The sequence below is a fragment of the Halomonas sp. ALS9 genome (assembly GCF_001651035.1).
GTDB lineage: Bacteria > Pseudomonadota > Gammaproteobacteria > Pseudomonadales > Halomonadaceae > Vreelandella.
Window position 1 is genome coordinate 79,040 of sequence record NZ_LXRG01000163.1, and the last position, 22,290, is coordinate 101,329.

Genomic DNA, 22,290 nt, shown 5'->3' on the forward strand with positions numbered 1-22,290 from the left:
CGCCACCCATCTTACACCTTCATCACTACAACGAGCCGTTTCGTTCTTATGTCAGCGCCTTCTCTGCCAAAACTACTGCCGCGCCATTTAGCCATTGTGTTAATGATGACCGTGGCCACCATGTTCGCCGCCAATCACGTCTCCGCACGGTTGGCGTTTGATAACGGTACCGGGTTATTGCTGGCGGTATTAACCCGCTCCGGGGTTGCCTGCCTGATTCTGCTGGCGCTTGTCATTGTTCAACGCAAGCGGCTGTGGCTGCCCGCGGGTTCCTGGCCGTGGCAACTCACCGTAGGTCTACTGATCGCGATCCAAAGCGTTAGCCTCTACTCGGCAGTGGCAAGGTTACCGGTGGTGATTGCGCTGCTATTGGTCAATACCTTCCCTATTCAACTGGCGCTGCTCAGTTGGGCGCTGGGCGGCCCACGGCCGACGCTGCGTAGCTGTTTGATTATGGGCACTATTCTGATCGGCTTGCTGGTAGTGCTGGACATCCCTTCATGGATTGCCAGTGCTGATGGTATGGGGCCAGGCTGGATCGCGGGGATTGGTTTTGGCTTAATGGCGGCTTTCGTATTTGCCTGTGCGCTGTGGGTTACCGAGCACCGCCTAGCCGGAGTGGGCAGCACGCTGCGCAGCCTTTTGACCATGCAAACGGTGTTTATCGTCATGATCATCGGTGGCATCGCGGGTGTGGTGCCAGGGGGGATGAGCTTACCGGACAACAGTACTGGCTGGTTGGGTCTGACGCTGCTCGGGCTGCTATATGGTTCAGCGTTTTCGACGCTGTTTATTTTTGTGCCGCGACTTGATATGGCGCGCAATGCGCCGGTGATGAATATCGAGCCGGTGGCCTCCCTGGTATTGGGTTATTTCGTGCTGGGGCAAATGCTTAGTCCAGGGCAGCTAGTTGGCGGCGCCGTAGTAGTCGGCGGCATTATCGTGCTGAGCTTATCTAAAGGGCGGTAAGATAAGTGGTGGCAAACTAAGGGGGCGTTAAACTAAGGGGGCATTAAACTAGGGGCGGTAAATATTTGCGTTCTTCATAGCGATGGATCACAATACAAAGATGTAAGGAAACACTGTTTTTTAACTGAGGTGCAAGCTATGAAAATGTCTCTATTGTCACTTACATCAGCAGTATTCCTGGTGGGTGCAGGCGCTTTTGCAACGTCTGCCCAAGCTCAACAGTCTTTCGGCTCCCCGCAAGCTTACTTGGGCGCTGATGCTATGTTTTGGAGTCTTGACCCAGACAGAGGCTCATCCCGTGATGACGTAGGCTTACGCCTGCGTGGTGGTGCCCAGTTCAATGACTACTTTGCCATTGAGGGACATTTAGGCACGGGCGGTTCCGACGGTGGTGCCGAATTAGATTATGTTGCGGGTGCTTACGCGAAAGGTATTATTCCTATAGCACCTGAAGTGCGTCTCTACGGACTGGCGGGTTTCACTGAAGTAGAGTTTGACCGCGGCGACAGCGAAAGTGACTTCTCCTACGGCGCAGGCGCTGAGATGGATGTCGCCAGAAACCTGTCTCTCAACGCGGACTATATGCGCTACCTGGATAAATCTGCTTACACCTTTGATGCGGCCAGCGTTGGTCTGCGCTACCGGTTTTAATGTGATGGCTTGATATAGAATCGCTTAACTAAAACCCCCATGGTGAAAAGCCATGGGGGTTTTTTAATGACAATATTGTTAGCGCGCTAATTAATTGTTAGACTAAAGTCTCTAATGCCATCCCCTAAACAACACGCGCCCGTTGAGAGGCGCTGGCCAGGTGGTTACCTGGTGGCTAACAAGTGAGCTCTGCATGACCCCCGATCAAACATTTGCCCGCTGGGTGAAGGTAGCCCTGGCTGCCTTTGTACTGCTTTTCATTTATTTTCTGGTGGCCGATAGCTTTATGCCCATGACGCCTGAGGCTCGGGTGATGCGGCCGGTAACCCGTATCGCGCCCGAACTCAGTGGTCCCGTGAGCGAGGTGTGGGTGCGTGATCACCAACACATTAGCAAAGGCGATGTGCTGTTTCAGTTAGACCCCGCGCCGTTTCAGTTAGCCGTTGAGCAGGCACAGCTTAATCGTGAGCAAGCCGAGCGGGAGAATGCCCAGCTGGAAGCAGAGCTAGCTTCCGCGCAGGCGGCGTTGGCATCCGCTGAAGCCACGGCGGCGGAGCGGCGCGGTGAACTGCAGCGTGCGGAAACCCTGGTGGCGCAGCAGAGCGTATCTCGCCAACAGTACGAACAGCAGGTGGCTGCTGAGCGCACGGCACAGGCCAGCGTGGCGGCGGCCAGGGCTAACATTGTTAGTCTGGAAGTGCAGTTGGGCGATGCAGGTGAGACGAACCTGCGTTTGCGCCAAGCGGAAAACGCGCTTTCCCAGGCACAATTGGATCTGGCCCATACTCAGGTGCGCGCCGCTCAAGATGGGAGCGTCTCCAATCTTCAACTAGAGGTAGGTGACTACGTTCAGGCGGGCCAGCCAGCGGTAGCGGTAGTGGCGGATACAATCGATATTATTGCCGATTTTCGTGAAAAGAGCCTGCGCCATGTGGCGCCCGGCGATGCAGCGAAAGTAGTGTTTGATGCCTGGCCGGGGCAGGTATTTGATGCAAACGTCTTCGCCATAGATGCCGGGGTGCGTGAAGGCCAGTTGGCTGCCGATGGACAGCTTGCCGATATTCCTACCACCGACCGCTGGGTACGGGACGCCCAGCGCATGCGCGTTCACCTAGCGCTAACCCAGCCAGTCGCAAACTTATTGCCCAGCGGTGCCCGGGCTACGGTGCAGCTTCAACCCGGCGATGCTGCCTTGACCAAACCCTTTGTGTGGCTACAGGCACATCTGATCAGTTGGTTGCACTATGTTTATTAAAAAGAGGTCTGCCAGGTTTATTAAATACAGGTCTGCCAAGTTTATTAAAAAAAGGGCTGCCAGATTTATTAAAAAAAGGCCTGCCAGCGCGCAATCTTCTAGCGCAGTGGCCACTAAGCGCAAGCCCGAACTCTCAAGGAATGGCCTGCGTCAGTGCCTGCGAGTGGCCGGGGGCGGTATGCTGGGGTTTGTGGTTAGCCAATTGATGGGCTGGAATTACGGGGTGTTTTTTACTGTTTTTCCAATGTTCTTACTGGGTATGGTGCCTATCTTGAACGGCCATATCGTGCGCCAGTTTTTGGCCAACGTATCGATCAATGTGCTTGAAGTGAGCCTAGTGGTCGGACTGCTCAAGCATATGCCGGTAGTCATGACCCTGGTGGTGATGGGCATATTTCTGTTTCGCTTTAACCTGATGGCGAAAGGGCCGCTGTTTCTATTCGGTGCCAACGGGGTGTTAACGCTCAGCATCCTACTCCACTTTGCCAGCTACCCCAATGTAGACTTGAGCGATCTACTGGCCTGCAATCTGGTTGCCAGTCTATTGGCCGTATTTATCGCCATGCTGATGCATACGCTGTTCCCTGACGTGGAAGCGCGTAAGCCGCCACCCAGAGTTACTAAGTCTTCCTCCCAGATTCGTCATGAAACCTTAATCGGTGGCCTAACGGCGACGCTGTCGTTTGTGGTGTTTCAAGTGTTTGACTTGCAGGGCTCGCTTTCCGCGCAGATGGCGACCATTTTGGTGTTGTTTACGCTGGGGTACGCCGGTGCGCGGGTATCAGCCGCCAAGCGAGCGGTAGGCACGCTGCTGGGGTGTAACTTAGCGCTGCTCATGCAGCTACTTCTATATACCCAGAGCCACCATTTTCTGCTGGTGGTGTTGCTCTACTGGCTGGGGCTAATGCTTTTTGCTCGCGAGCATATTCATGAAGGCGGCGGTTCGGGGATTGGCTTTGGCGGGATGACCACCCTGGGAATTCTGTTTGGCCAGTCGCTGGGCCCGCAGCAGGATCTGGTGTACAGCGCCCTCTACCGGTTCTCTTCAATGAGTGTCGCGCTGGCGCTTACGCTGCTGGTTATGGCCTGCCTACACGTTGTGTTGAACCGTTGGACGCCAACGCGCTTACCAGAAAGGAGTCTTCCATAGATAGAGCTGCCATCAATAAAGCTGGCATAAATAAATCAGCGCAACTTTTTAATACAGGCTACTCTGATGAGTGTGCCGACGTGTGATTAGCTGTGCTAATGGCACATTTCACACACGGCGTTTTCCCTACTAACGGATTAGAGGTGTTCGTCATGGCAACAGGTAAAGAAGATAAAGCAAAAGGAACGGCCAACAAAACTGCAGGCAAAGTGAAAGAAGCCGCGGGCAAGGCGACAGGTAGCACCAAAACTGAAGCTAAAGGTAAGGCCCAGCAGGTAAAAGGCGAGCTGCAAAAAGGCAAAGGTGACGCCAAGGAGAGCCAGAAAAAACAGCGCTAAGAATATTACATTGACTCCAACAGGGGGCTTTGGCCCCCTGTTGGCGTTATGCGGCTTTCAAACCCCCGCTAAAATTGATAAATCGTTCATATCAGCGGGTTCTTCATACTGAAAGAACTATCGGGTATCAGTTCAATTCCAGCGAGAAGCTCATTTCAACGCCTGCGTCATCGACTCGGAACCAGTACTCCATATTCTCGTAGGCTTCGCCAAATTGCTTGATCATCTCAATATCAGATGCTGATATTTCATCGCTTGGTGTCTGTTCAATAACATTGGCCAGTGAATTATAAAACTCACCTGTTATGTGGCCATAAAGCAGCAGGTCACGATCTGATGCAGGGGCTTCTAGCTCTTTCTGCAGTGTCGCCGAATCGCTAATGCCGGCCCCCAGCGCAATGGCCGTTTCCGACATAGCGGCGTAGAGCGCCGGTGCATCTGGCGGCAGCATCATGCTCTCGATTTGCTTGGCTTCACCGCCGGGTTTAAGTCCAAGAGCCCCTAACTCTGGCGCGAAGGAGCTTGCTGTCGTCAGTAGTGTTAGCGGGTTTTGTGAGGCGAGGGTGAGGATGCCCGTCACAAAGGGTTCGCCGTTTTTCATTGTCAGGCTGTTAATACGCGCGTTGAAGCCAGAGAGAGACTGTCCAACCATCATGGTAATCGGGTTGTTGATCGCCAGGTTGGCTTCGTCCCAAGCGCTGTTTAGCTCCTGCATTTCATTACAGCTGAAGGGGTTGTCACGCACTTGCTGGGCATATTTCTGTACGGTCTGAACCAGCATCGGTAGATCCAGGCCCAAGCCAATGCTGGCCATGCCCTCTGTGCTGCCAAGGCCTGGCACCTGAGTGGTCAGAGCACGAAGGTCGCTGACAATCTCCTCGTCGGTTTCCAGGATGAAATTCATTTCCATGCGGTCGAGTTTGTACTCGCGAGACCCGATAACAACACCGGGGAAGCGGCTGGTTATACGGTCAATATCTGCCTGGCAGTTGGACAGATCCGGCTGCTCGGAATCTGTCGCTTCCAGCAGTGCCTGAGTCCCTGCATGCGAGGGTTCGCTCAGTTCATTAAGCAGGCGTGCAAAGGAGAGCTGCCCGGCACCGTAAGGGGTGAAACCATGGCGCTGTTCAAGCTCCTCAAGTTCTCCGGTTTCTCCGATGTTGCTGTCGGGCAGGGTGTTACCCAGCACCTGTGCGAGCAGCTCGTCACTGGCATCCTGCGGCACCATCGATAACACTAGCTGTTGATCGACGATAGCTAGGATTGCCTTGACCGGAGCCTCAGGCGTCAACACCCAGTAGTCGGTGCCGTTGGTGGTGGCCGTGTTTGGGGTGATGTCTGCCTTAGTCAGGATACGCTGCAGCGTTTCGCGAAAGGCATCTTCATCCTGCAGTTGCATGCGCATAACAGGCAGCACACCCAGCCCGTAGATAGCGACCTGAGGATTTATTTTCAGGCCTAGTGCATGGACGTCTTCCAGCGTTTCAACCTCGAGTGCTTCTTCACTCGCGGCGATTAAAAGCGTTATCATCGAACGTAGCGCTTCATCATCGATATCGGGCAGCAAGTCGCGCAGTTCATCCAGGTCAGAGTCAAGGCCAGCCATGGGCTGTGTGCGCTGATAAAGATCAAATACATCTTGTTCAGGAAGTGACTCGCGCGAGGCCATAAAGTAAGGAGAATTAGCCGGGATATACTTCAGCATGGGAGCTGCGAGATTTTTCGTCGCTTCCTGCTGTGCATCTGCGGCTGTCGGCTCGTTATCATCGCTACAGCCGGTTAGTAAGCCAGCGCTGAGAAGAGCCAGGGATACCGCCAAAGACAGTTTGGTTTTCATCTGTAATCAGTTCTTTGCAAGTTGAAGGTTTTAAATTGATCGTTATGAACAACGCACTGCGTAAATGATAATCATACACGAGCAATATATAATTAATCTACTTGCCAGGGGAAATATTTATAAAGCAGGTGTAACCAATGTTAGTTATATATCGTATTGATAAACTGCAAGATCAGGACAGCAGCAGTGAGTAGCTAGTGGCGGTGACTCTTGAGTTTGCCTAATACTCAAGAGCCATGTTTAGTAACGAAACTGTTCAATAGGTCGCTATTTTAAACTTCCTGATACAGCTCGCTGCCTTTATTCCGAAACTTCTCCGCTTGCTCTTCCATGCCTTTCATCACCGCTTCCTGATCACCGTTCAGGCCGTGCTCATTAGCATAGTCACGCACTTCCTGGCTGATCTTCATAGAGCAGAACTTCGGCCCGCACATGGAGCAGAAGTGGGCTACCTTAGCAGAGTCCTTGGGTAGGGTTTCATCGTGGTATTCTCGGGCGGTGTCCGGGTCTAGGCCCAAGTTGAACTGGTCTTCCCAGCGGAACTCAAAACGCGCCTTAGAAAGCGCATTGTCGCGCCGTTGAGCCGCCGGATGCCCTTTGGCCAAGTCCGCCGCGTGAGCGGCAATTTTGTAAGTAATAATGCCGGTTTTAACGTCGTCTTTATTGGGCAGCCCCAAATGCTCTTTAGGCGTTACATAGCAGAGCATCGCGCAGCCAAACCAACCAATCATCGCTGCCCCAATGCCCGAGGTAATGTGGTCGTAGCCAGGGGCGATATCGGTCACTAGTGGCCCGAGGGTATAGAACGGTGCCTCGTCGCAGTACTCCAACTGCTTATCCATGTTCTCTTTCACCAGATGCATAGGCACATGGCCGGGGCCTTCAATCATCACCTGCACATCGTGCTTCCAAGCAATGTGAGTCAGCTCTCCAAGGGTTTTAAGCTCCGCCATTTGCGCTTCGTCGTTGGCATCGGCCACTGAACCGGGGCGCAGGCCATCGCCGAGGGAGAACGCCACATCGTACTGCTTGCAGATCTCGCAGATCTCCTCGAAGTGGGTGTACAGGAAGCTCTCCTGGTGATGGAACAGGCACCACTTGGCCATAATGGAACCGCCGCGACTCACAATACCGGTCACTCGCTTGGCGGTGAGAGGCACATAGCGCAGCAGCACGCCCGCGTGAATGGTGAAGTAGTCCACGCCCTGTTCAGCCTGCTCAATCAACGTATCCCGGAACACTTCCCAGGTGAGGTCTTCGGCCACGCCTTTGACCTTCTCCAGCGCCTGATAGATGGGCACCGTGCCAATCGGCACCGGCGAGTTGCGCAGAATCCACTCGCGGGTTTCGTGGATATTCTGCCCAGTGGAGAGATCCATAATGGTATCCGCGCCCCAGCGGATACCCCAGGTCATCTTATCCACCTCCTCTTCTATCGAAGAAGTCACCGCGGAGTTGCCCAGGTTGCCGTTAATCTTGACCAGGAAGTTACGGCCAATAATCATCGGCTCACTTTCCGGGTGGTTGATGTTATTGGGAATAATCGCCCGGCCACGGGCCACCTCATCGCGCACAAACTCTGGGGTGATCTCTTCCGGTAGGCTGGCACCAAAGCTCTGGCCAGGATGCTGGTGACCCAGAATGCGCTCTACTTCTGCGGTACCCAACGCTTGGCGACGCTGGTTTTCGCGAATGGCAATAAACTCCATTTCCGGGGTGATAATCCCCTGGCGGGCGTAGTGCAGCTGAGTAACGTTTTTCCCAGGCTTGGCCCTGCGCGGAGTGCGGGTTAAATCAAAGCGCAACTGGGCAAGGGTGGGATCGTTAGCGCGGCGCTTACCGTACTCAGAGGTGTGGCCCTCCAGAAACTCGGTGTCATCGCGCTCTTCAATCCAGGCACGACGTAGGGCGGGCAAGCCTTTGCGTAAATCGTTGATAGCGTCAGGATCGGTGTAGGGGCCAGAGGTGTCGTACACCAGCAGCGGCGGGTTCTCTTCATCAATGCCGGTGGTTTTGGTGGGCGACAGCGAGATTTCCCGGAACGGTACGCGGATATCCGGCCGTGAGCCTTCGATATAGACCTTACGCGAGCCGGGCAGCGGCGCAATGGCGGCGGCATCCACCTGGGCGGTTTCGGCTAAAAAGTGGCTAGTCTTGCTCATTGTAGTCTCCGTGAGATTATTGTTTTGCTGGGTTAGTTGGTTAGGTCGGCGTCTATCAGCGCTAAGCCCATCTGCCAGAAGTCGATTTCAAGGCGGGTGGCATCGCGGAAGATCTTGCTCAGTTCGACAAAGCGGGCGGGGGTCACATCGGCAAGGCGGGTGTTGAGCCATTCAAGCTCCGCCTGCATAGCGGCCTGAAACTCCTCGCCTTCGTACATGGCAATCCAGGCATCAAAAGGGTTCTGCGCGCCGCGCAGGGTGGAAGGCTGGGCATTCAACCAGTTGGCGATTTCGCCATAGCCCACCAGGCAGGGGGCCAGCGCCACGTGTAGATCAAGCAGGTCACCGCGGTTGCCGGTATCCAACACATAGCGGGTGTAAGCAAGCGTCGCCCTGGCTTCGGGCAACGCTTCCAGCTCCTGCTCGGAAATCCCCCACTCTTGGCAAAAGCCCACGTGCAGGCCCAACTCCACATCCACAATGGCTTTTAAGCCTTCATGGGCCTGGCGAAGATCGGCAAGGGTGGGGCTTTTATAGGCCGCCAGCGCGTAGGCGCGGGCGAAGTGAATCAAAAACAGGTAGTCCTGTTTCAGGTAGTGACGAAACGACGCTTCAGGCAGCGTGGCGTTGCCCAACTGACGCACAAAATCGTGCTCAATATAGGCGCGCCAATCTTGCTGGCAGGCGGTGGTGAGATCAGTAAAGCGGTAGCCCATGATGCCTCCGGTGTTAATGATCCGGAGGTAAGGCGGGAGAGATCGAGGAAATGGCGCGGAAGGTGGCGTGCGATCGTGAGAGAGAGCTAGCCATGGCCATCGCTTGATCCCTACGCCGGTACCCGCGCCACTCTTTATATGAGCAACGCATTAGCCGGATCAGGTTCAGCGGGACCAGCGCTCGGCATCCCTAAAAGGACAGACCCTGCGCCATCTCAGCCGGATATCACCGGCACCCCGTCAAGCTGTTCGTTGGTGGAGTGTAGAAGGCAGGTGGGGGAGATGCAAGTGGAGAGTAGATGATGCCGAATTAGGCTTTGCCTGGGTGTTGGTAAATGGGTTAAAGTTAAACTAGTGGCCTACGTAACCACAATGAAAGAGTCGTGAGGTTTATAAAGGTTGATTACTGGCTGTGAAAAAACGAGATCTTTAACGCGTAGCTGGCTAGCTTGATAGACGTAGTATCTACGAATCTAACACGAGTGAAATAATCAAGCGGATTTAGTTTGAAAAGCGCTCAAACACCTATGCCAGATCATTGATTTAGTAATAGAATACGTCGTCTAGTGTCTATTAGACGATGAGATTAACCATTCAGGTAGGAGATAGAAATGAGTGAAATTGTATGCCCGCATTGCCATGGAGAGGTTTCACATGGAGCAAGAGTATGCCGTGGCTGTCAAGCCGAAATAGAATATGGGTGTCCTCCAATGCTCTTTGTAGTTCTAGTGATATTTTCTGTATATTTAGGTTATAAAACATCTGAAGCTCTTCCTGAATCTTTGTCTTTCGCGGGCTGGGTGGTTGGTGTAGGTGGAATTATATTAGGTGGCGTTCTATTAACTAAAGCATTCAAAAAACGCGTGAATTTTAAACGAGTATACAAAACGAGGTAAGTGCTTCTTCAAGATTAATCGCGTGATCAGTTCCATAACTACACACGCTAAAATAGGAGCTAGTTCTTCATAGGGTTATTAAAGTGCGGGCTGAAGCGAAGCAAGTTATCTTCGAGTATGTCGTAGTGTTTTTATAATTGGGTTCGGCTATATTTTAGATGAGTAAAGAGATGTGCCGGATCACGTTTAATATTCCGTACGATATGCCCGATGAAAAATGGGTAATCGTCGACTTGATGAGGGCGGGGCTGGCTATCTACTGGACGTTCAGTCCGACCTCCTCAACGGCCTGAACCCCCGCGTTGTTGTGTCGCAAGCCCTAGCTCTGCTCCTTAACAGGCGCAAAATAATGGGCAGCATCCTGGTCTTGGAATAACTCTTCCACCATAAAGTCAATAAACACCCGAAGCTTGGGGGCTAAGTGCTTACTTGAGGGCCATAACATACGAAATGTTCCCTGATGCTCAATATGATCATTCAAGACCGTCACTAGCTCTCCCTTCCCGATAGCTTCACGCACCATAAAGTCCGGCAGGCAAGCGATGCCCAATCCTGCTCGGGCCACTTCGATCAACGCTTCAGAGGTGTTGCACACCATGGCTGTATTTAACGTGGGAGTGGTCTCGTTGCTAATTGGCCGAAGTGGCCACGCTTCATATTTACCGGTACTGGGAAACTTGTGCTGCAAACAAGCGTGATTAACTAAATCAGCAGGCGTTAGTGGATGACCATGCTGGGATAAGTAGTTCGGGGATGCTACAAGCACCAGGCTGTAGTTCCCTAATGAGCGTGACATTAAACGTGAATCTGCTGGCTCGCCAGTGCGGATAACGGCATCGAATCCTTCCTCAATCACATCGACCATCCGATCCGAAAAATCCACGTCTAGCTCTATCAAAGGGTAACGGTGCATCAAGGAAGTCAGCACCGGCATCACAAGTTGACCAACAAGCGGAAAGCTTACCCGAAGTTTTCCCTTGGGCTCTTGATGTATTTCTGACAGCTCTAATTCTGCTGCTTCAACCTCGCTTAATATACGGCGGCAGCGTTCAAGAAAGAGTGCACCCTCTGCCGTCAGCGTGATGCTGCGGGTGCTTCGATGCAGTAAGCGGATACCAAGGCGGGATTCCAAACGAGCCACACTTTTTCCGATTGCCGAAGAAGAAACGCCAAGGTTACGCCCAGCGACGGAGAAACTGCGGGTTTCTGCTGCCTGCACGAAGTACTCAATACCACTTAATGAATCCATGTTTATCCATTAAAGACTTTTATTCCGATATGTTCAGAAATTTAGCATTATTGTCTTAACTGCTCAATGTACCTAACGTGAGTGCCTATTCTCACATGCAGCAGGTAACCCTGTTTTGCGGCTTAAACCTGCGCTTTAAATAGGCGAAATAATGATGACCACGTCGGAAATGGGTAGTTTAAACAGAGGCAGAGGTGAAACTGCGCAATCAGATCGGCTGCCGATTACGGCTTTGCTGGCACTGGCGTTGGCGGGGTTCGTTACGATCTTGACTGAGGCGCTGCCAGCGGGCTTGCTACCTCAAATCGGAGCAGGGCTAGAAGTTTCAGAATCGCTTGCGGGTCAGCTTGTTACTGTCTATGCCATCGGATCACTGCTAGCCGCTATTCCATTGATGGCCGCCACGCAAGGAGTGCGGCGTAGACCCTTACTTCTTGCCGCTATTATAGGTTTTGCTATCGCCAATACGATCACAACGCTCTCTACGAGTTACGTTTTGACGATAGCAGCCCGCTTTCTTGCTGGTGTAGCGGCAGGCTTGCTTTGGGCACTATTGGCGGGTTATGCCGCTCGCATGGTGCCTGAACATCTTAAGGGGCGTGCCATCGCGATTGCGATGGTGGGGACACCATTGGCGCTTTCGCTGGGTGTTCCTGCCGGGACGTTCCTCGGTGTGTTGGTGGGCTGGCGAATCTGTTTCGGCATCATGAGTCTATTAGCGCTGATTCTGGTCGTCTGGGTTCGAGTGAAGGTGCCTGACTTCGCAGGCCAATCCTCAGGCAAACGGTTGACGCTTAAACAAGTATTCGTCCTTCCGGGGATTCGCTCGGTGCTGTTTGCGGTGTTGGCCTTTGTGCTCGCACACAATATTCTTTATACCTATATTGCACCGTTTCTGGCCAATGCCAATCTGGCCGAGCGAACTGACCTTGTTCTGTTGGTCTTCGGTATTGCTGCGTTGGTAGGTATCTGGGTCATCGGTATGTTGATCGACCGTTACCTCCGTGTACTGATGCTCGTTAGTACCGTCCTTTTTGGATTAGCGGCGTTAGTGCTTGGCGTAGCGGGCGATATGCCCCTAGCTGTTTATGGCGCAGTAGGTGCTTGGGGGATAGCATTTGGCGGCTCAGCCACGCTGTTTCAAACAGCGCTTGCCAAAACCGCCGGGGAAGCCGCGGATGTCGCACAGTCCATGCTGGTGACTGCCTGGAATGTGGCCATTGCGGGTGGCGGCATCGTCGGAGGTGTCTTGCTGGATCGTTTGGGCGCCAGCTCATTTTCGCCCGCGCTGCTGGTGCTGCTTACGGCAACACTGTTGGTGGTGTTGGGTGCACGGCGGCATGGTTTCCCTGTTTCGTAATACGTACACAGGACGGCTGTCTTGGTAAGCATCCTAGCGGCGTTGTTGCGTCCGATACTCTGTAGGACTGACCCCTGTCTCTGCACGAAAGCGTTTACTGAAGTGGCTGCTGGAGCCAAAACCGCAGCGCAGCGCGATCTCAGTCATATTTTGCGAAGTTTCCGCCAACAAGTGTCGTGCCCGGGTAAGGCGACGGCGCAACACGTAACGATGTGGCGGGTAGCCGGTGGCCTGTTTGAACATCCGCGCGAAGTGGTAGTCACTCAGGCCAGTGACGTTCGCCATGTCTGCCAGCGTGAGCGGTTGGCTTAGGTGATGCTCAATAAACTCCACCACTCGTTTTAATTGCCACGCAGGCAGCCCACCCGTCGGGCGCAGAGTCGGCAGGCGGCGCTGGCTGTAGTGGCGCAGGGTGTGTATCAATGCCGTTTGGGTGGCGGAATCCAGCGCTAATTGATCTAGCGGGTCTTGCCAGTTGCTTTGTCCAAGGGTGGTGCAAAACAGCTGAGTGAGCAGGGCGTCCTGGGCAAAGTCAATTTCGTCCAGCTGCACACTCCGACCATCTTTATCCCATACCTGTTCGATCAATTGACTTAGGTGAGTGTCGCTGAAATAGAAATGCAGTAGTGAGACAGGCCCATGAACGTCCCAGTCAGTAACCAGGTTGGCAGGCATCAAGCACATGCTGTTGCTGGTCTTGCTGGCAATGGTCTGTGAGCCCTGCCTGCGTAAGGAGTTTTCCGCACCGTTTAGATAGACGCTCAGCGTGTGATGGCTTGAATGAATCTTCTCAATACGATCTTCCTGGTTACTCCAACGCGCCAGTGCCATGCCATTTTTTAGCTGGGTGCTACTGACTAGACGCGCCTGCGTCTGTTTCATTCTGGGATAGTGGCTCAACGTATCATTGAACATGGGCGGCTCCTGGGAACTGCGTAAACAGTACTTAGGCTCAGTACGAAACTCAATACAGCGAGCCATTCAACCGCAAGAATAGGCAAACAGGCGCAATGGCGGGCAAGCCAGTCAGTCAGTGTGAGCCGATACTATGGCTGACACTCACCCCTCTGGGAATGGCAAGCCATGAATAGCTTTTTGTATATCTCAACGGTTCTGATCTGGGGGTCGACCTGGCTGGCGATTGCCTGGCAAGTGGGCGACGTGGCGGTGCCGGTCTCGGTATTCTATCGCTTTCTCATCGCAGCACTGGTGTTGTTGGTTGGGCTTACGTTGTTTCGCCGACGCCAGGCTCTACAGGCCAGAGATCATCTTTTCTGCCTGGTGCAGGGTGGTTGTGTGTTTGGTCTGAATTTCTACTGCTTCTATACCGCTGCGGGTTATCTACCCAGCGGCCTGATTGCTATCCTGTTTTCGATGTCGATACTGTTTAATGCGGCCAATGGTTACCTGTTCTTCCGCACACCGGTGCCGCGGGTATTTTACCTGGCTTTGGCCCTTGGTCTGCCGGGCATGGCGCTGATTTTCTGGCAGGATCTGGTCACCGTTGAAGCTACCTGGGAACTGCTGGGCGCCATTGGCTTGACGTTGCTGGGTACCTACGGGTTTTCGCTGGGTAACATGGTGTCGGTCAGGCACCAGCGATGCGGCCTGCAAATCAACACCACCAACGCCTTTGCCATGCTGTATGGGGGGATGTTGATGGGGCTGATTGCCTGGGCTCAGGGAGCCAGTTTCAGCCTGCCAGCGGAACCGAGATATCTAGGCGCCCTGGTTTATTTAGCAGTAATAGGATCGGTGGGAGGCTTTGGTGCCTACTTTATGCTGGTTGGCCGTATTGGTGCCGGTAAGGCAGCCTACGCTACGGTACTGTTTCCTTTGGTTGCGCTGGCGCTGTCAACAGTGTTCGAGGGTTACCAGTGGCATGCGGATGCGCTTATAGGGTTAGCCATGATTGTGAGTGGCAACCTGTTAATGTTTAACACCCATCGCTTGGTCTGGCGGTGGCGGCAGCCTGTTTAGTGATTAGTAAAGCGGGCACTGCATTTCAGGCACGCCACAAAGCCGAATCCAAGGAGGCGCTGTGAATCTTCTGTTTATATGCAGCGAAAATAGACTACTTAGTCCGACCGCTGAACGTGTCTTTTCCGCTTATCCCGGTATTCAAGCAATCGCTGCTGGGACAAATCCGAGTGCTAAAACCCCTGTTTCTTGTTTGTCATTTATCATCTGTTTATCCATCTGTTGTTGAAAAGAAGTCGGTGCTGAAGCCGGGAGTGAGCTTCGGCCGTGTGTCGATCAGGCAGCGCTGCGTTCGTCTGCGCGGCGACGTCTGAGTCGAGGATTGTCGAGCGCCGGCGGCTGGTAGGGGGCGTGTAACGGGCCAACATTGCTGCCAGGCGGGACGATGGCATCAATACGATCAAGCAATTCGTCACTGAGTTCGACGTTGGCACCGGCCAGTAAATCTTCAAGCTGTGTCTGGGTGCGTGGCCCCAGGTTGGCTGCGGTTACTGCCGGGTGTGCGATGGCAAAGGCCATGGCCAGATGCGTCAGCGACAGGCCCGCTTCCTGAGCCAGCGCTACCAGTAGTTCAACAGCGTCCAGTTTTTGCTCATCACCATAGAAGTGCGGTAAACGCCCGGCGCGCTTGGAGTCGGCCGGTTGGTTTTTGCGGATGCGGCCGGTCAGCATGCCCATGTGCAAGGGGCTCCAGACCATGGTGCCCATGCCAAACTGTTCACAGACCGGCAGCACTTCGCGTTCAATGCTGCGATTGAGAATGGAATAGGACGGTTGTTCAACCCGAATCCGGGCGAGATTGCGGCGTTCGGCTACCCACTGGGCTTCGACGATGTGCGAGGCCGGAAAAGTGGAGCTGCCAATCGCTCGGATTTTGCCGGCACGCATCAGATCGGTCAGGGCCGAGAGGGTTTCTTCGATATCCGTTTCCGGTGATGGTCGGTGCACCATATAAACATCGATGTAGTCGGTCTGCAGGCGGTGCAATGAATCATCCAGTGCCCGGGTCAGCCAGCGGCGTGAATTGCCCTGCTGGTTGGGGTCTTCACCCATGGGCAGATGCGCCTTGGTGGTCAGTACCACCTTGTCGCGTCGGCCCTGCAACGCCTTGCCGACGATCTGTTCCGATTCACCCTGGCTGTAGAAATCGGCTGTATCGATAAAGTTGATACCGGCATCCAAGGCCCGGTGAATGATGCGGATCGCATCGTCGTGGTCGGGGTTGCCGGCAGCACCCAACATCATGGTGCCGAGGGCGTAGGGGCTGACCTTGATGCCGGTCTTGCCAAGATTGCGATAGTTCATGATTCAGTTCCTGACTGGAGTAGAAAGAGAATTGAGCCGCGAACAAGCACTTAAACGGATCAATGTTCCGTATAATATGGAGCGATGTTCCGCTTGTCAATTAAATGGATCAGTGTTCCGTATTTTGATAGGCTTGGCCTACTAATTGAGGAGAAGTGAAGGTGAGTCAATCCGGGCCCGAAGATCAGCAAGCATCGGCAATGCGACCTGTTCGCGCCGATGCCAAACGCAGCATTGATGCCATCCTGGCGGCTTCGCTGGAAGTGTTTGCGACGACGGGTGTGGAAGCGCCGGTGCGGGAAATCGCCCTTCGGGCCGGTATCGGCGTTGGTACCCTGTACCGGCATTTCCCGCAGCGTTCCGATCTGATCGTTGCCGTCTTCCGTCAGCAGGTCGACGCCTGTGCCGAGTCCGCTCCGCAATTAGCCGCTCAGTACGCGCCCGCCGATGCACTGGCGCACTGGATGCAGCGCTACACTGATTTCATCGTGACCAAACGCGGCCTGGCCAGCGCCCTGCACTCGGGTGATCCGGCCTACAGTGCTTTGCCAGCGTATTTCGATGCCAAGCTGCGACCGGCTTTGCAATCGCTGCTCGATGCGGCCGTCGCGGCCGGGCAAGTACGGGGGGATATCGACCCGGATCAACTACTGCGTGCTGTTGGTAACCTCTGCCTTTCGGCCCAGGAAGACCGCATCGACTATGCACGCCGTATGGTGACTCTGCTGGTCGATGGCATGCGTTACGGCGCCTGAAGAAACAAACGGCCCGGGAGGTATGTCAGGGCAATGATTCTTGCGGGTGTCCCGACGCTTAAAAGACCAGGAGTCTGTCGGACTTACGGGTATTGGACCGTTGTCCCGCTTCCGCAGCCAATTCATCCTAAATCCGTCAGACTCCTGGGTGTTACAAAAGTAGGTTACTCAAAATGGGGCCGTCACACCCTTGTGTTGAGTCGCATAATGACGCGGAGAGCAACCATAGCTGCGCTTGAACGCAACGCCAAAGGCACTTTCGGAATCAATAGAAAACAATAGGGTCAGAGTCATCGATCTTTTCAGGAATCCGCGCTCAGTGCACCAAAAAGTGGTCGTCCATTGCCAATGGGATTGCGGTAGGAACAGTAATCCCACCCGTTGGATGCAGAGTCGGCCGGCGGCGCTGTGAATCTTCTGTTTATATGCAGCGAAAATAGGCTACGTAGTCCGACCGCTGAACGTGTCTTTTCCGCTTATCCCGGTATTCAAGCAATCGGAGCTGGGACAAGTTCGAGTGCTAAAACGCCCATGTCTTGGCGCTTAATTGAGTAGGCTGACATCGTCCAGGTGATGGAGAAGAGCCAACGGGAGGAGGTAACCAAGACGTACGGGGAGCTGCTCAAGTGGAAGCGGCTATTCTGTCTGGATATTCCCGATCACTACGAGTTCATGCAGCCCGAACTAATCAAACTGCTTAGGGAAAGAGCGCCGGAGTATGTGCGATTATCTTCCGTCGAGAAATAGCCAGGGACTAGTCTAAGTGCGGCGACGATTACCTTGGTATCTAAGGTGCCAAATTTTATTTTTCCTGAAATAGAATTAATGGGTTAGAGTCAAGACAGGCGACTACATAAACCCCATGAGCGAATGTTTGCGCGTGTTGAGATTGCGTCGCTGAAGTTGTTTTTGTTCCGTTTTTGCTAACTACAGGAGTATAAAATGTCACGCGTGGAAATCCGTCAGGCGACCATTGAAGACGCGTCCTTGATTCATCAGTTTGTTGTAGACCTTGCGATTTATGAAAAAGCTGAGAGTGAAGTATTAGCGACAGTTACAGATATAGAAAACGCTCTGTTTGGTGCTGAAACGACTACAAAAGCCGTAATTTGTAACTTTGATAATAAACCTATCGGGTTTGCCGTTTATTTTTTCAATTTCTCAACATGGCTCGGTAAGCATGGGCTATATCTTGAAGATTTGTATGTTTCTCCTGAATATCGAGGTGTTGGTGCCGGTAAAGCGCTTCTGAAGCACCTTGCTAACATTGCAGTGTCGAAAGAGTGTGGTCGTTTCGAGTGGAACGTACTTGACTGGAATGAACCGGCGATTCAGTTCTATGAGTCAATAGGCGCAAAACCGCAAAATGAATGGGTGGCCTACCGTTTGACAGGAAAAGCGCTTGAAGCGTTTGCAGGTGGTTAGCAATTTATTGCGACTTCGCAGAAAGACATAGTGTGAACATGAATACGATACCGTTAATTAGGCGAGCATCGGTGTTGGCAAGCAGTGGTGCGCTTGGCTGCATCATGGCGGCGAGCGCAGCACCCATGAGCGTAAGGCTTTGTCTGCGCGTGATGCGATGTTTGATGCGATGTTTGATGAGATGGCTCATAGCGGTCGCTCCTTCAGGTTTTTTTGAATCGGCACCGTGGCAGCCAACACCAGCACAAAGCATGTCAGCACAAACACCTTATTCACAAACCAGTTGGTGCGCCAGATCGACCACTCCGGGTCGGCGAGGAAAAACACGAACAGGGTGCAGATGATGAGGATTTCAATAACCGACATGCTCACCGCCAAAGCACGCGTATAGTGGGGCCGCATAAGCAGCGCCCAGCCTAACCAGACGTGCGCCAGTGGCCATAGATCCCAATAGATATACCGCGCCCAGTGCTCCCCGTATGCCAGCGCATAGCCAACGGGAAATAGGTATTTGATGAACAGCGTCCACGCCGCGAGGATAAACAGCAGGTGGGCGAGAAAGCGGATCCAGGCAGTGGGTGATGGGGCGGGCAGTGTCATGTCATCGCTCGGGTGCTGGGCCTTTTATGGGTGTTTGGTCACACTATCTTCAAAGAGTGCTTGCGCGTTGGCGGGGGATAAGCGGCGTCGATGTGTGCCAAGTCGTCTTCGTCGAGTCTGAGTTTATCTGCGTCAGCGTTCTGTTTGATGTGATCCAGATTCACGGCTTTAGGAATCGCTATTACAACGGGGTGGCGCAGTGCCCAGGCGAGGGCGATTTGCGCGGTGGTGGCGCTGTGTTTATCAGCGATGCGTTGCAAGGTGGCGTCATGCAGTAGTGCGCCGCCTTGCCCGATCGGGCAGTAGGCCATAAGTGGCATGTTGTGCTGTGCTTGCCAGGGTAAAAGGTCGTATTCAATGCCCCGTGCTTCGGGGTTGTAGAGCACCTGATTGATGGCGCAAGCGGGCTCGTCGAGTTCTGTTAAGTCGTCAACGTCAAAGTTCGACACACCCCAGCGTAGAATCTTGCCCTGCTCGCGTAGCCGCTCAAAAGCTTCCACTGTTTCGATCAGCGGATACTGGCCGCGCCAGTGCAGCAGGTAGAGATCGATAGTGTCGGTGCCCAATCGACGCAGGCTGCGCTCGCAGGCAGCTTGAACACCCTTGGTGCTGGCGTTGTGTGGGTAGACCTTGCTGACCAGATACACCTCATCGCGCCGACCGGCGATTGCTTGGCCAACGACTTCTTCAGCGCCGCCCTCGGCATACATCTCTGCGGTATCGATCAGGGTCATGCCCAGATCCAGACCTTCACGCAGCGCTCTTACCTCAGCTTGCCGCTGCCCGGCGCTTTCGCCCATATGCCAAGTGCCCTGGCCTATGCGGGGTACGCTTACGCCGCCTAGCTCAATTGTCTGCATATTGCTATCTCCTACTGTATCTCTTGCTACAATACTGCTGTGACTGCCCGTTGCAAGCGTAGTTCATGGAGAAATCGCAGAAGGCCCCATCGCAAGATCTCCCCATTTGAGAAGCTAGTTGGTGATCTTGCGGGTACTTATTCATGTATGGGGGATTTACCGCATAAGCCGGTATGCCAGAGGGTGCCGAATTCGACATGCGCCCTCGAAAACGCTTTGAATTTAAATATTGGATAGAAATAGTAAGCTAACGTATGGCTAAATGCTAATGGATATTAACTATAATTTTTGTTTTTTTATCTTTAAAACCACACCCATAATGACTTGAGTATGTATAGTGATTGAGCGAAAATGTTGCTCGAAAAATTAAGTTAAAGCGAGGGTTGTTTAAGGCGGGGAAGTATATGGGTAGTGAAAGTCAGAAGGTTAACAACTACGTAGACATGTCTGTAGCTGGGCCGATTAAGTATGTCACCAGACCTGTCAACTGGTTGCTTTTACGTTCTCTTATCTTATTGCCCTTTCTGGTTGTTATAGGTTTTGCTGCTTTGATATTGTCTTTTTTATTGTCTTTCATGTATTTTTAGAGGACATTATCTTTTTAATAATGGCGGTAGCTTTCGGGGTGCCCCTAGGTATTTTTTTCTCATGGGCAATCTCTTCAATGATCCTGGTGTCGCTCTTTGGTGCTACTTGTGAAGCTAAAAGAATGGCCATGTTCCTGCTTATGATAGGGATCTGGCCAGTATGCCTTGCCACATCTTTGATAGATACCCTGCCTATTTTATCGATACCGCACGACTATGCCATTTACCTTTTTATTTTGGTGATTGTTGGTGCGTTTGCTTTTGGTTTATGGTGGGTGTTTAAAGTCCCGGACGATAAGGCTAATTCTGTTCCTTTTAAGGTTCATGCTCAGTCAATAATTTTTATAATGGTACTGGCTATATCCCTATGTGAGATGTTTTTTCCATATCCCGAAACCGTAATCAAGGATGTCGTTTTCGACGAATGTGAAGTGAAAAAATATCGCACCAAACATAGCAGTCGTCACCAGTTCTCCAAGGTCTGCCGTGCTAGATTTGAAGAGAATGGTGTTGAGAGGAAACTGTATCTTTCACCCGGGAAAGATGAAGTGATAAGAGTGCGTCACGGCCTCTTAGATCACTACCGCTCAAAATCCTCTGAGTGAATTAAAGAAGTTTTAGCTATGAGTAACTGCGTGATGCTTTTGGAGTAGCACTAAGTGAAAATTTTCAAGCGTAATAGCGGCTTCAGCGAGTTTGGGGTGACATATCTAGCATCTATTGCTCAGGCGGTGGGGGGGGAGTGGCAGTAATGGAATTAGTACCGTTAGCTTTGCTCAGACAGGTTATAGTCAGTCCATTGATCAAAAGTTGAGGCTGTAGAATCCTATTTTGATGCCTAGTTATAAGAGTAAAACTATCGAGAGCCGAACAGTTATTTTGTTTCACTCATGTGTCGACCGAGCTCTAGACGAGTTTATTCTATGAATCCAGGATCTTCGGAGGAGATTATTTACTATGTACGCTGATACCTAAGTTTTGATAGGATCAAGAAAACGGACGAGGAGTGATCAGCATGCCGCGCCTCAAGCCCTATTACCACGATCAGAACACCATGTTGGTTATCAACTACCAAAATCAGATTTAACCTAATGATCAGGTTCCGTGTGATCTGCCCCAAGGCAAAGAAATCTACAGTCTGCGGGGTAAGAGGAAGGTACGAGGCCAATGGCAGCTCTGCACAGCGTTAAGAAAATTGACCAATTTCATGTTCAGGAAAGTCCATTAAGTCAGCACGCGGTAGAGACGACTCGAAATAGGGTTTTCTACCACCGCATTAGATAAATCAAGGTGAAGGATCGTGAAAAAGAAGAGAAGTGCATGGATAGCCGGAGTTGCCTCATTGTTTGTCCCAGGGCTTGGCCACACATACGCCGGTTCTCCGGTGGTCGGTTGGATTATTGTGGCTGGTTTCATCGCAGTCTTGCTCGTTGGTGGCGCATTTGGAGTTTTTTCGACGTTCTATGGCATCCTGGCTTATGCGTTCATTGTGCTATTTTTCTATGTGGTTTTGATTGTCAGCGCTGTAAGGCAGGCCCGACTCAATAAGGAATATGAACTCAAGTGGTTTAATCGTTGGTATTGGTATTTAGCCGTTTTTGTATTTATTTCTTTTGTTTTTCAGGCACTCTTTGCTTCTCGTGGCACCGTTCTTGGTTATGAAACGTTCCAGGTTTCATCTGCGTCAATGGCGCCAACCCTACAGGCCGGTGATTTTATTACCGTAGACACACGCTACCAAGAGCCGGTAATTGGTGATGTCATCGTTTTTCGGCATCCCGATAGTCCTGAAGTCCCCTTTGTAAGCCGAGTGGCTGCGGTCGAAGATGATTTTCTTGCCATAGAAAACGGAGACGTCGTCGTAAACGGTTTGGCGCAAGAAAAACTCTTAGTTCCTACTGGTAACAAAAAGAAAGCGCTTTCTTTGACATTGCCTGTGCAGCAAGTGCCTGACGGTGAGTTTTTCGTGCTTGGTGATTGGCGAGATAACAGCAACGATAGCCGGTTTTGGGGCACAGTTCCGGTAGGTAACCTCGTTGGCAAGGTCACATACGTGTGGTTTTCCAATGACCTGGAGCGAATCGGAAACCATGTGCGCTAATTTCATTTTACAAAGTAGCAAATCAAGGCCATTTGCTACAGCCGCGTTAGGTGTAAAGTCGCCATATAGGCAATAGCGAACATATTGCCAGTGG

General features: G+C 52.4%; 21 protein-coding genes and 1 riboswitch. Of the genes, 12 read left to right on the forward strand and 9 right to left on the reverse strand.

Annotated features, from left to right (window positions below):
* Positions 1-48 precede the first annotated feature (48 nt).
* The 5 genes from A6R74_RS11015 (at position 49) to A6R74_RS11035 (ending at position 4,363) form a co-directional block, all read left to right on the forward strand.
* Positions 49-969, forward strand: a complete 921-nt coding sequence (locus A6R74_RS11015) for an EamA family transporter (protein ID WP_064234540.1) — start codon at positions 49-51, stop codon at positions 967-969.
* Positions 970-1,107: 138 nt separating this feature from the next.
* Positions 1,108-1,620 (forward strand): porin family protein, encoded by a 513-nt coding sequence (locus tag A6R74_RS11020; protein WP_064234541.1) that lies wholly within the window; start codon positions 1,108-1,110, stop codon positions 1,618-1,620.
* 193 nt (positions 1,621-1,813) lie between these two features.
* Complete coding sequence (locus tag A6R74_RS11025) at positions 1,814-2,875, forward strand: HlyD family secretion protein (protein WP_064234542.1); 1,062 nt, start codon at positions 1,814-1,816, stop codon at positions 2,873-2,875.
* 106 nt (positions 2,876-2,981) lie between these two features.
* Positions 2,982-4,025, forward strand: a complete 1,044-nt coding sequence (locus tag A6R74_RS11030) for a DUF2955 domain-containing protein (RefSeq protein WP_064234657.1) — start codon at positions 2,982-2,984, stop codon at positions 4,023-4,025.
* A gap of 152 nt (positions 4,026-4,177) precedes the next feature.
* The gene (locus A6R74_RS11035) at positions 4,178-4,363 is read left to right on the forward strand and encodes a CsbD family protein (protein WP_064234543.1); all 186 of its coding nucleotides are present in this window, start codon (positions 4,178-4,180) and stop codon (positions 4,361-4,363) included.
* A 127-nt stretch (positions 4,364-4,490) separates the two neighbouring features.
* Here A6R74_RS11035 and A6R74_RS11040 read toward each other — a convergent pair whose 3' ends face one another.
* From A6R74_RS11040 to tenA, 3 genes are all read right to left on the reverse strand, one after another.
* Entirely contained in the window at positions 4,491-6,200 is a 1,710-nt protein-coding gene (locus A6R74_RS11040; protein WP_064234544.1) for a hypothetical protein, read from the reverse strand.
* 272 nt (positions 6,201-6,472) lie between these two features.
* Positions 6,473-8,362 (reverse strand): phosphomethylpyrimidine synthase ThiC, encoded by a 1,890-nt coding sequence (gene thiC / locus A6R74_RS11045; protein WP_064234545.1) that lies wholly within the window; start codon positions 8,360-8,362, stop codon positions 6,473-6,475.
* 32 nt (positions 8,363-8,394) lie between these two features.
* Complete coding sequence (tenA, locus tag A6R74_RS11050; protein ID WP_064234546.1) at positions 8,395-9,078, reverse strand: thiaminase II; 684 nt, start codon at positions 9,076-9,078, stop codon at positions 8,395-8,397.
* 90 nt (positions 9,079-9,168) lie between these two features.
* Positions 9,169-9,328, reverse strand: a riboswitch (TPP riboswitch).
* A gap of 361 nt (positions 9,329-9,689) precedes the next feature.
* Here tenA and A6R74_RS22640 point away from each other — a divergent pair.
* The gene (locus tag A6R74_RS22640; protein WP_125410295.1) at positions 9,690-9,974 is read left to right on the forward strand and encodes a hypothetical protein; all 285 of its coding nucleotides are present in this window, start codon (positions 9,690-9,692) and stop codon (positions 9,972-9,974) included.
* A 319-nt stretch (positions 9,975-10,293) separates the two neighbouring features.
* Here the strand turns inward: A6R74_RS22640 and A6R74_RS11055 are convergent, their stop codons facing one another.
* On the reverse strand, positions 10,294-11,223 hold the full coding sequence (locus A6R74_RS11055; RefSeq protein WP_064234547.1) for a LysR family transcriptional regulator: 930 nt from the start codon (positions 11,221-11,223) through the stop codon (positions 10,294-10,296).
* Positions 11,224-11,374: 151 nt separating this feature from the next.
* Here A6R74_RS11055 and A6R74_RS11060 point away from each other — a divergent pair, with 151 nt between their 5' ends.
* The gene (locus A6R74_RS11060) at positions 11,375-12,583 is read left to right on the forward strand and encodes an MFS transporter (RefSeq protein ID WP_240488214.1); all 1,209 of its coding nucleotides are present in this window, start codon (positions 11,375-11,377) and stop codon (positions 12,581-12,583) included.
* Between the two features lie 33 nt (positions 12,584-12,616).
* Here the strand turns inward: A6R74_RS11060 and A6R74_RS11065 are convergent, their stop codons facing one another.
* Positions 12,617-13,498: a helix-turn-helix domain-containing protein gene (locus tag A6R74_RS11065; RefSeq protein ID WP_165603374.1), complete on the reverse strand. Its 882-nt coding sequence runs from the start codon at positions 13,496-13,498 to the stop codon at positions 12,617-12,619.
* 168 nt (positions 13,499-13,666) lie between these two features.
* Here A6R74_RS11065 and A6R74_RS11070 point away from each other — a divergent pair, with 168 nt between their 5' ends.
* Entirely contained in the window at positions 13,667-14,563 is an 897-nt protein-coding gene (locus A6R74_RS11070) for a DMT family transporter (RefSeq protein ID WP_064234548.1), read from the forward strand.
* A gap of 276 nt (positions 14,564-14,839) precedes the next feature.
* On the opposite strand, the gene A6R74_RS11075 is transcribed toward A6R74_RS11070, so the two are convergent.
* Positions 14,840-15,868, reverse strand: a complete 1,029-nt coding sequence (locus A6R74_RS11075; protein WP_064234549.1) for an aldo/keto reductase — start codon at positions 15,866-15,868, stop codon at positions 14,840-14,842.
* 161 nt (positions 15,869-16,029) lie between these two features.
* Between A6R74_RS11075 and A6R74_RS11080 the strand changes: the two genes are divergently transcribed.
* A complete protein-coding gene (locus A6R74_RS11080; RefSeq protein WP_205634181.1) occupies positions 16,030-16,623 on the forward strand; it encodes a TetR/AcrR family transcriptional regulator in 594 nt (197 codons plus the stop codon).
* Between the two features lie 942 nt (positions 16,624-17,565).
* Positions 17,566-18,048: a GNAT family N-acetyltransferase gene (locus A6R74_RS11090; RefSeq protein ID WP_064234550.1), complete on the forward strand. Its 483-nt coding sequence runs from the start codon at positions 17,566-17,568 to the stop codon at positions 18,046-18,048.
* 4 nt (positions 18,049-18,052) lie between these two features.
* On the opposite strand, the gene A6R74_RS22945 is transcribed toward A6R74_RS11090, so the two are convergent.
* From A6R74_RS22945 to A6R74_RS11105, 3 genes are read right to left on the reverse strand one after another with little or no spacing between them, the layout of a single operon-like run.
* The gene (locus A6R74_RS22945; protein WP_064234551.1) at positions 18,053-18,238 is read right to left on the reverse strand and encodes a hypothetical protein; all 186 of its coding nucleotides are present in this window, start codon (positions 18,236-18,238) and stop codon (positions 18,053-18,055) included.
* On the reverse strand, positions 18,235-18,648 hold the full coding sequence (locus A6R74_RS11100; protein WP_064234552.1) for a hypothetical protein: 414 nt from the start codon (positions 18,646-18,648) through the stop codon (positions 18,235-18,237). The genes A6R74_RS22945 and A6R74_RS11100 overlap by 4 nt, the downstream gene beginning before the upstream one ends.
* Positions 18,649-18,686: 38 nt before the next feature.
* A complete protein-coding gene (locus A6R74_RS11105; RefSeq protein WP_064234553.1) occupies positions 18,687-19,508 on the reverse strand; it encodes an aldo/keto reductase in 822 nt (273 codons plus the stop codon).
* A gap of 664 nt (positions 19,509-20,172) precedes the next feature.
* Here A6R74_RS11105 and A6R74_RS11110 point away from each other — a divergent pair.
* Positions 20,173-20,700 (forward strand): hypothetical protein, encoded by a 528-nt coding sequence (locus A6R74_RS11110; protein WP_125410296.1) that lies wholly within the window; start codon positions 20,173-20,175, stop codon positions 20,698-20,700.
* 695 nt (positions 20,701-21,395) lie between these two features.
* A complete protein-coding gene (gene lepB, locus A6R74_RS11115; RefSeq protein WP_165603375.1) occupies positions 21,396-22,196 on the forward strand; it encodes a signal peptidase I in 801 nt (266 codons plus the stop codon).
* Positions 22,197-22,290 lie beyond the last annotated feature (94 nt).

Excerpts from the sequence above, each read along its gene's own strand:
- thiC (WP_064234545.1), bottom strand. The coding sequence starts at position 8,362 with ATGAGCAAGACTAGCCACTTTTTAGCCGAAACCGCCCAGGTGGATGCC.
- A6R74_RS11020 (WP_064234541.1), top strand. The coding sequence starts at position 1,108 with ATGAAAATGTCTCTATTGTCACTTACATCAGCAGTATTCCTGGTGGGT.
- A6R74_RS11015 (WP_064234540.1), top strand. The coding sequence starts at position 49 with ATGTCAGCGCCTTCTCTGCCAAAACTACTGCCGCGCCATTTAGCCATT.
- A6R74_RS11070 (WP_064234548.1), top strand. The coding sequence starts at position 13,667 with ATGAATAGCTTTTTGTATATCTCAACGGTTCTGATCTGGGGGTCGACC.
- A6R74_RS11035 (WP_064234543.1), top strand. The coding sequence starts at position 4,178 with ATGGCAACAGGTAAAGAAGATAAAGCAAAAGGAACGGCCAACAAAACT.
- A6R74_RS11090 (WP_064234550.1), top strand. The coding sequence starts at position 17,566 with ATGTCACGCGTGGAAATCCGTCAGGCGACCATTGAAGACGCGTCCTTG.
- tenA (WP_064234546.1), bottom strand. The coding sequence starts at position 9,078 with ATGGGCTACCGCTTTACTGATCTCACCACCGCCTGCCAGCAAGATTGG.
- A6R74_RS11100 (WP_064234552.1), bottom strand. The coding sequence starts at position 18,648 with ATGACACTGCCCGCCCCATCACCCACTGCCTGGATCCGCTTTCTCGCC.
- A6R74_RS11040 (WP_064234544.1), bottom strand. The coding sequence starts at position 6,200 with ATGAAAACCAAACTGTCTTTGGCGGTATCCCTGGCTCTTCTCAGCGCT.
- A6R74_RS22945 (WP_064234551.1), bottom strand. The coding sequence starts at position 18,238 with ATGAGCCATCTCATCAAACATCGCATCAAACATCGCATCACGCGCAGA.
- A6R74_RS11055 (WP_064234547.1), bottom strand. The coding sequence starts at position 11,223 with ATGGATTCATTAAGTGGTATTGAGTACTTCGTGCAGGCAGCAGAAACC.
- A6R74_RS11060 (WP_240488214.1), top strand. The coding sequence starts at position 11,375 with ATGATGACCACGTCGGAAATGGGTAGTTTAAACAGAGGCAGAGGTGAA.
- A6R74_RS11065 (WP_165603374.1), bottom strand. The coding sequence starts at position 13,498 with ATGTTCAATGATACGTTGAGCCACTATCCCAGAATGAAACAGACGCAG.
- A6R74_RS11025 (WP_064234542.1), top strand. The coding sequence starts at position 1,814 with ATGACCCCCGATCAAACATTTGCCCGCTGGGTGAAGGTAGCCCTGGCT.
- A6R74_RS11075 (WP_064234549.1), bottom strand. The coding sequence starts at position 15,868 with ATGAACTATCGCAATCTTGGCAAGACCGGCATCAAGGTCAGCCCCTAC.
- A6R74_RS11105 (WP_064234553.1), bottom strand. The coding sequence starts at position 19,508 with ATGCAGACAATTGAGCTAGGCGGCGTAAGCGTACCCCGCATAGGCCAG.
- A6R74_RS11110 (WP_125410296.1), top strand. The coding sequence starts at position 20,173 with ATGATCCTGGTGTCGCTCTTTGGTGCTACTTGTGAAGCTAAAAGAATG.
- A6R74_RS22640 (WP_125410295.1), top strand. The coding sequence starts at position 9,690 with ATGAGTGAAATTGTATGCCCGCATTGCCATGGAGAGGTTTCACATGGA.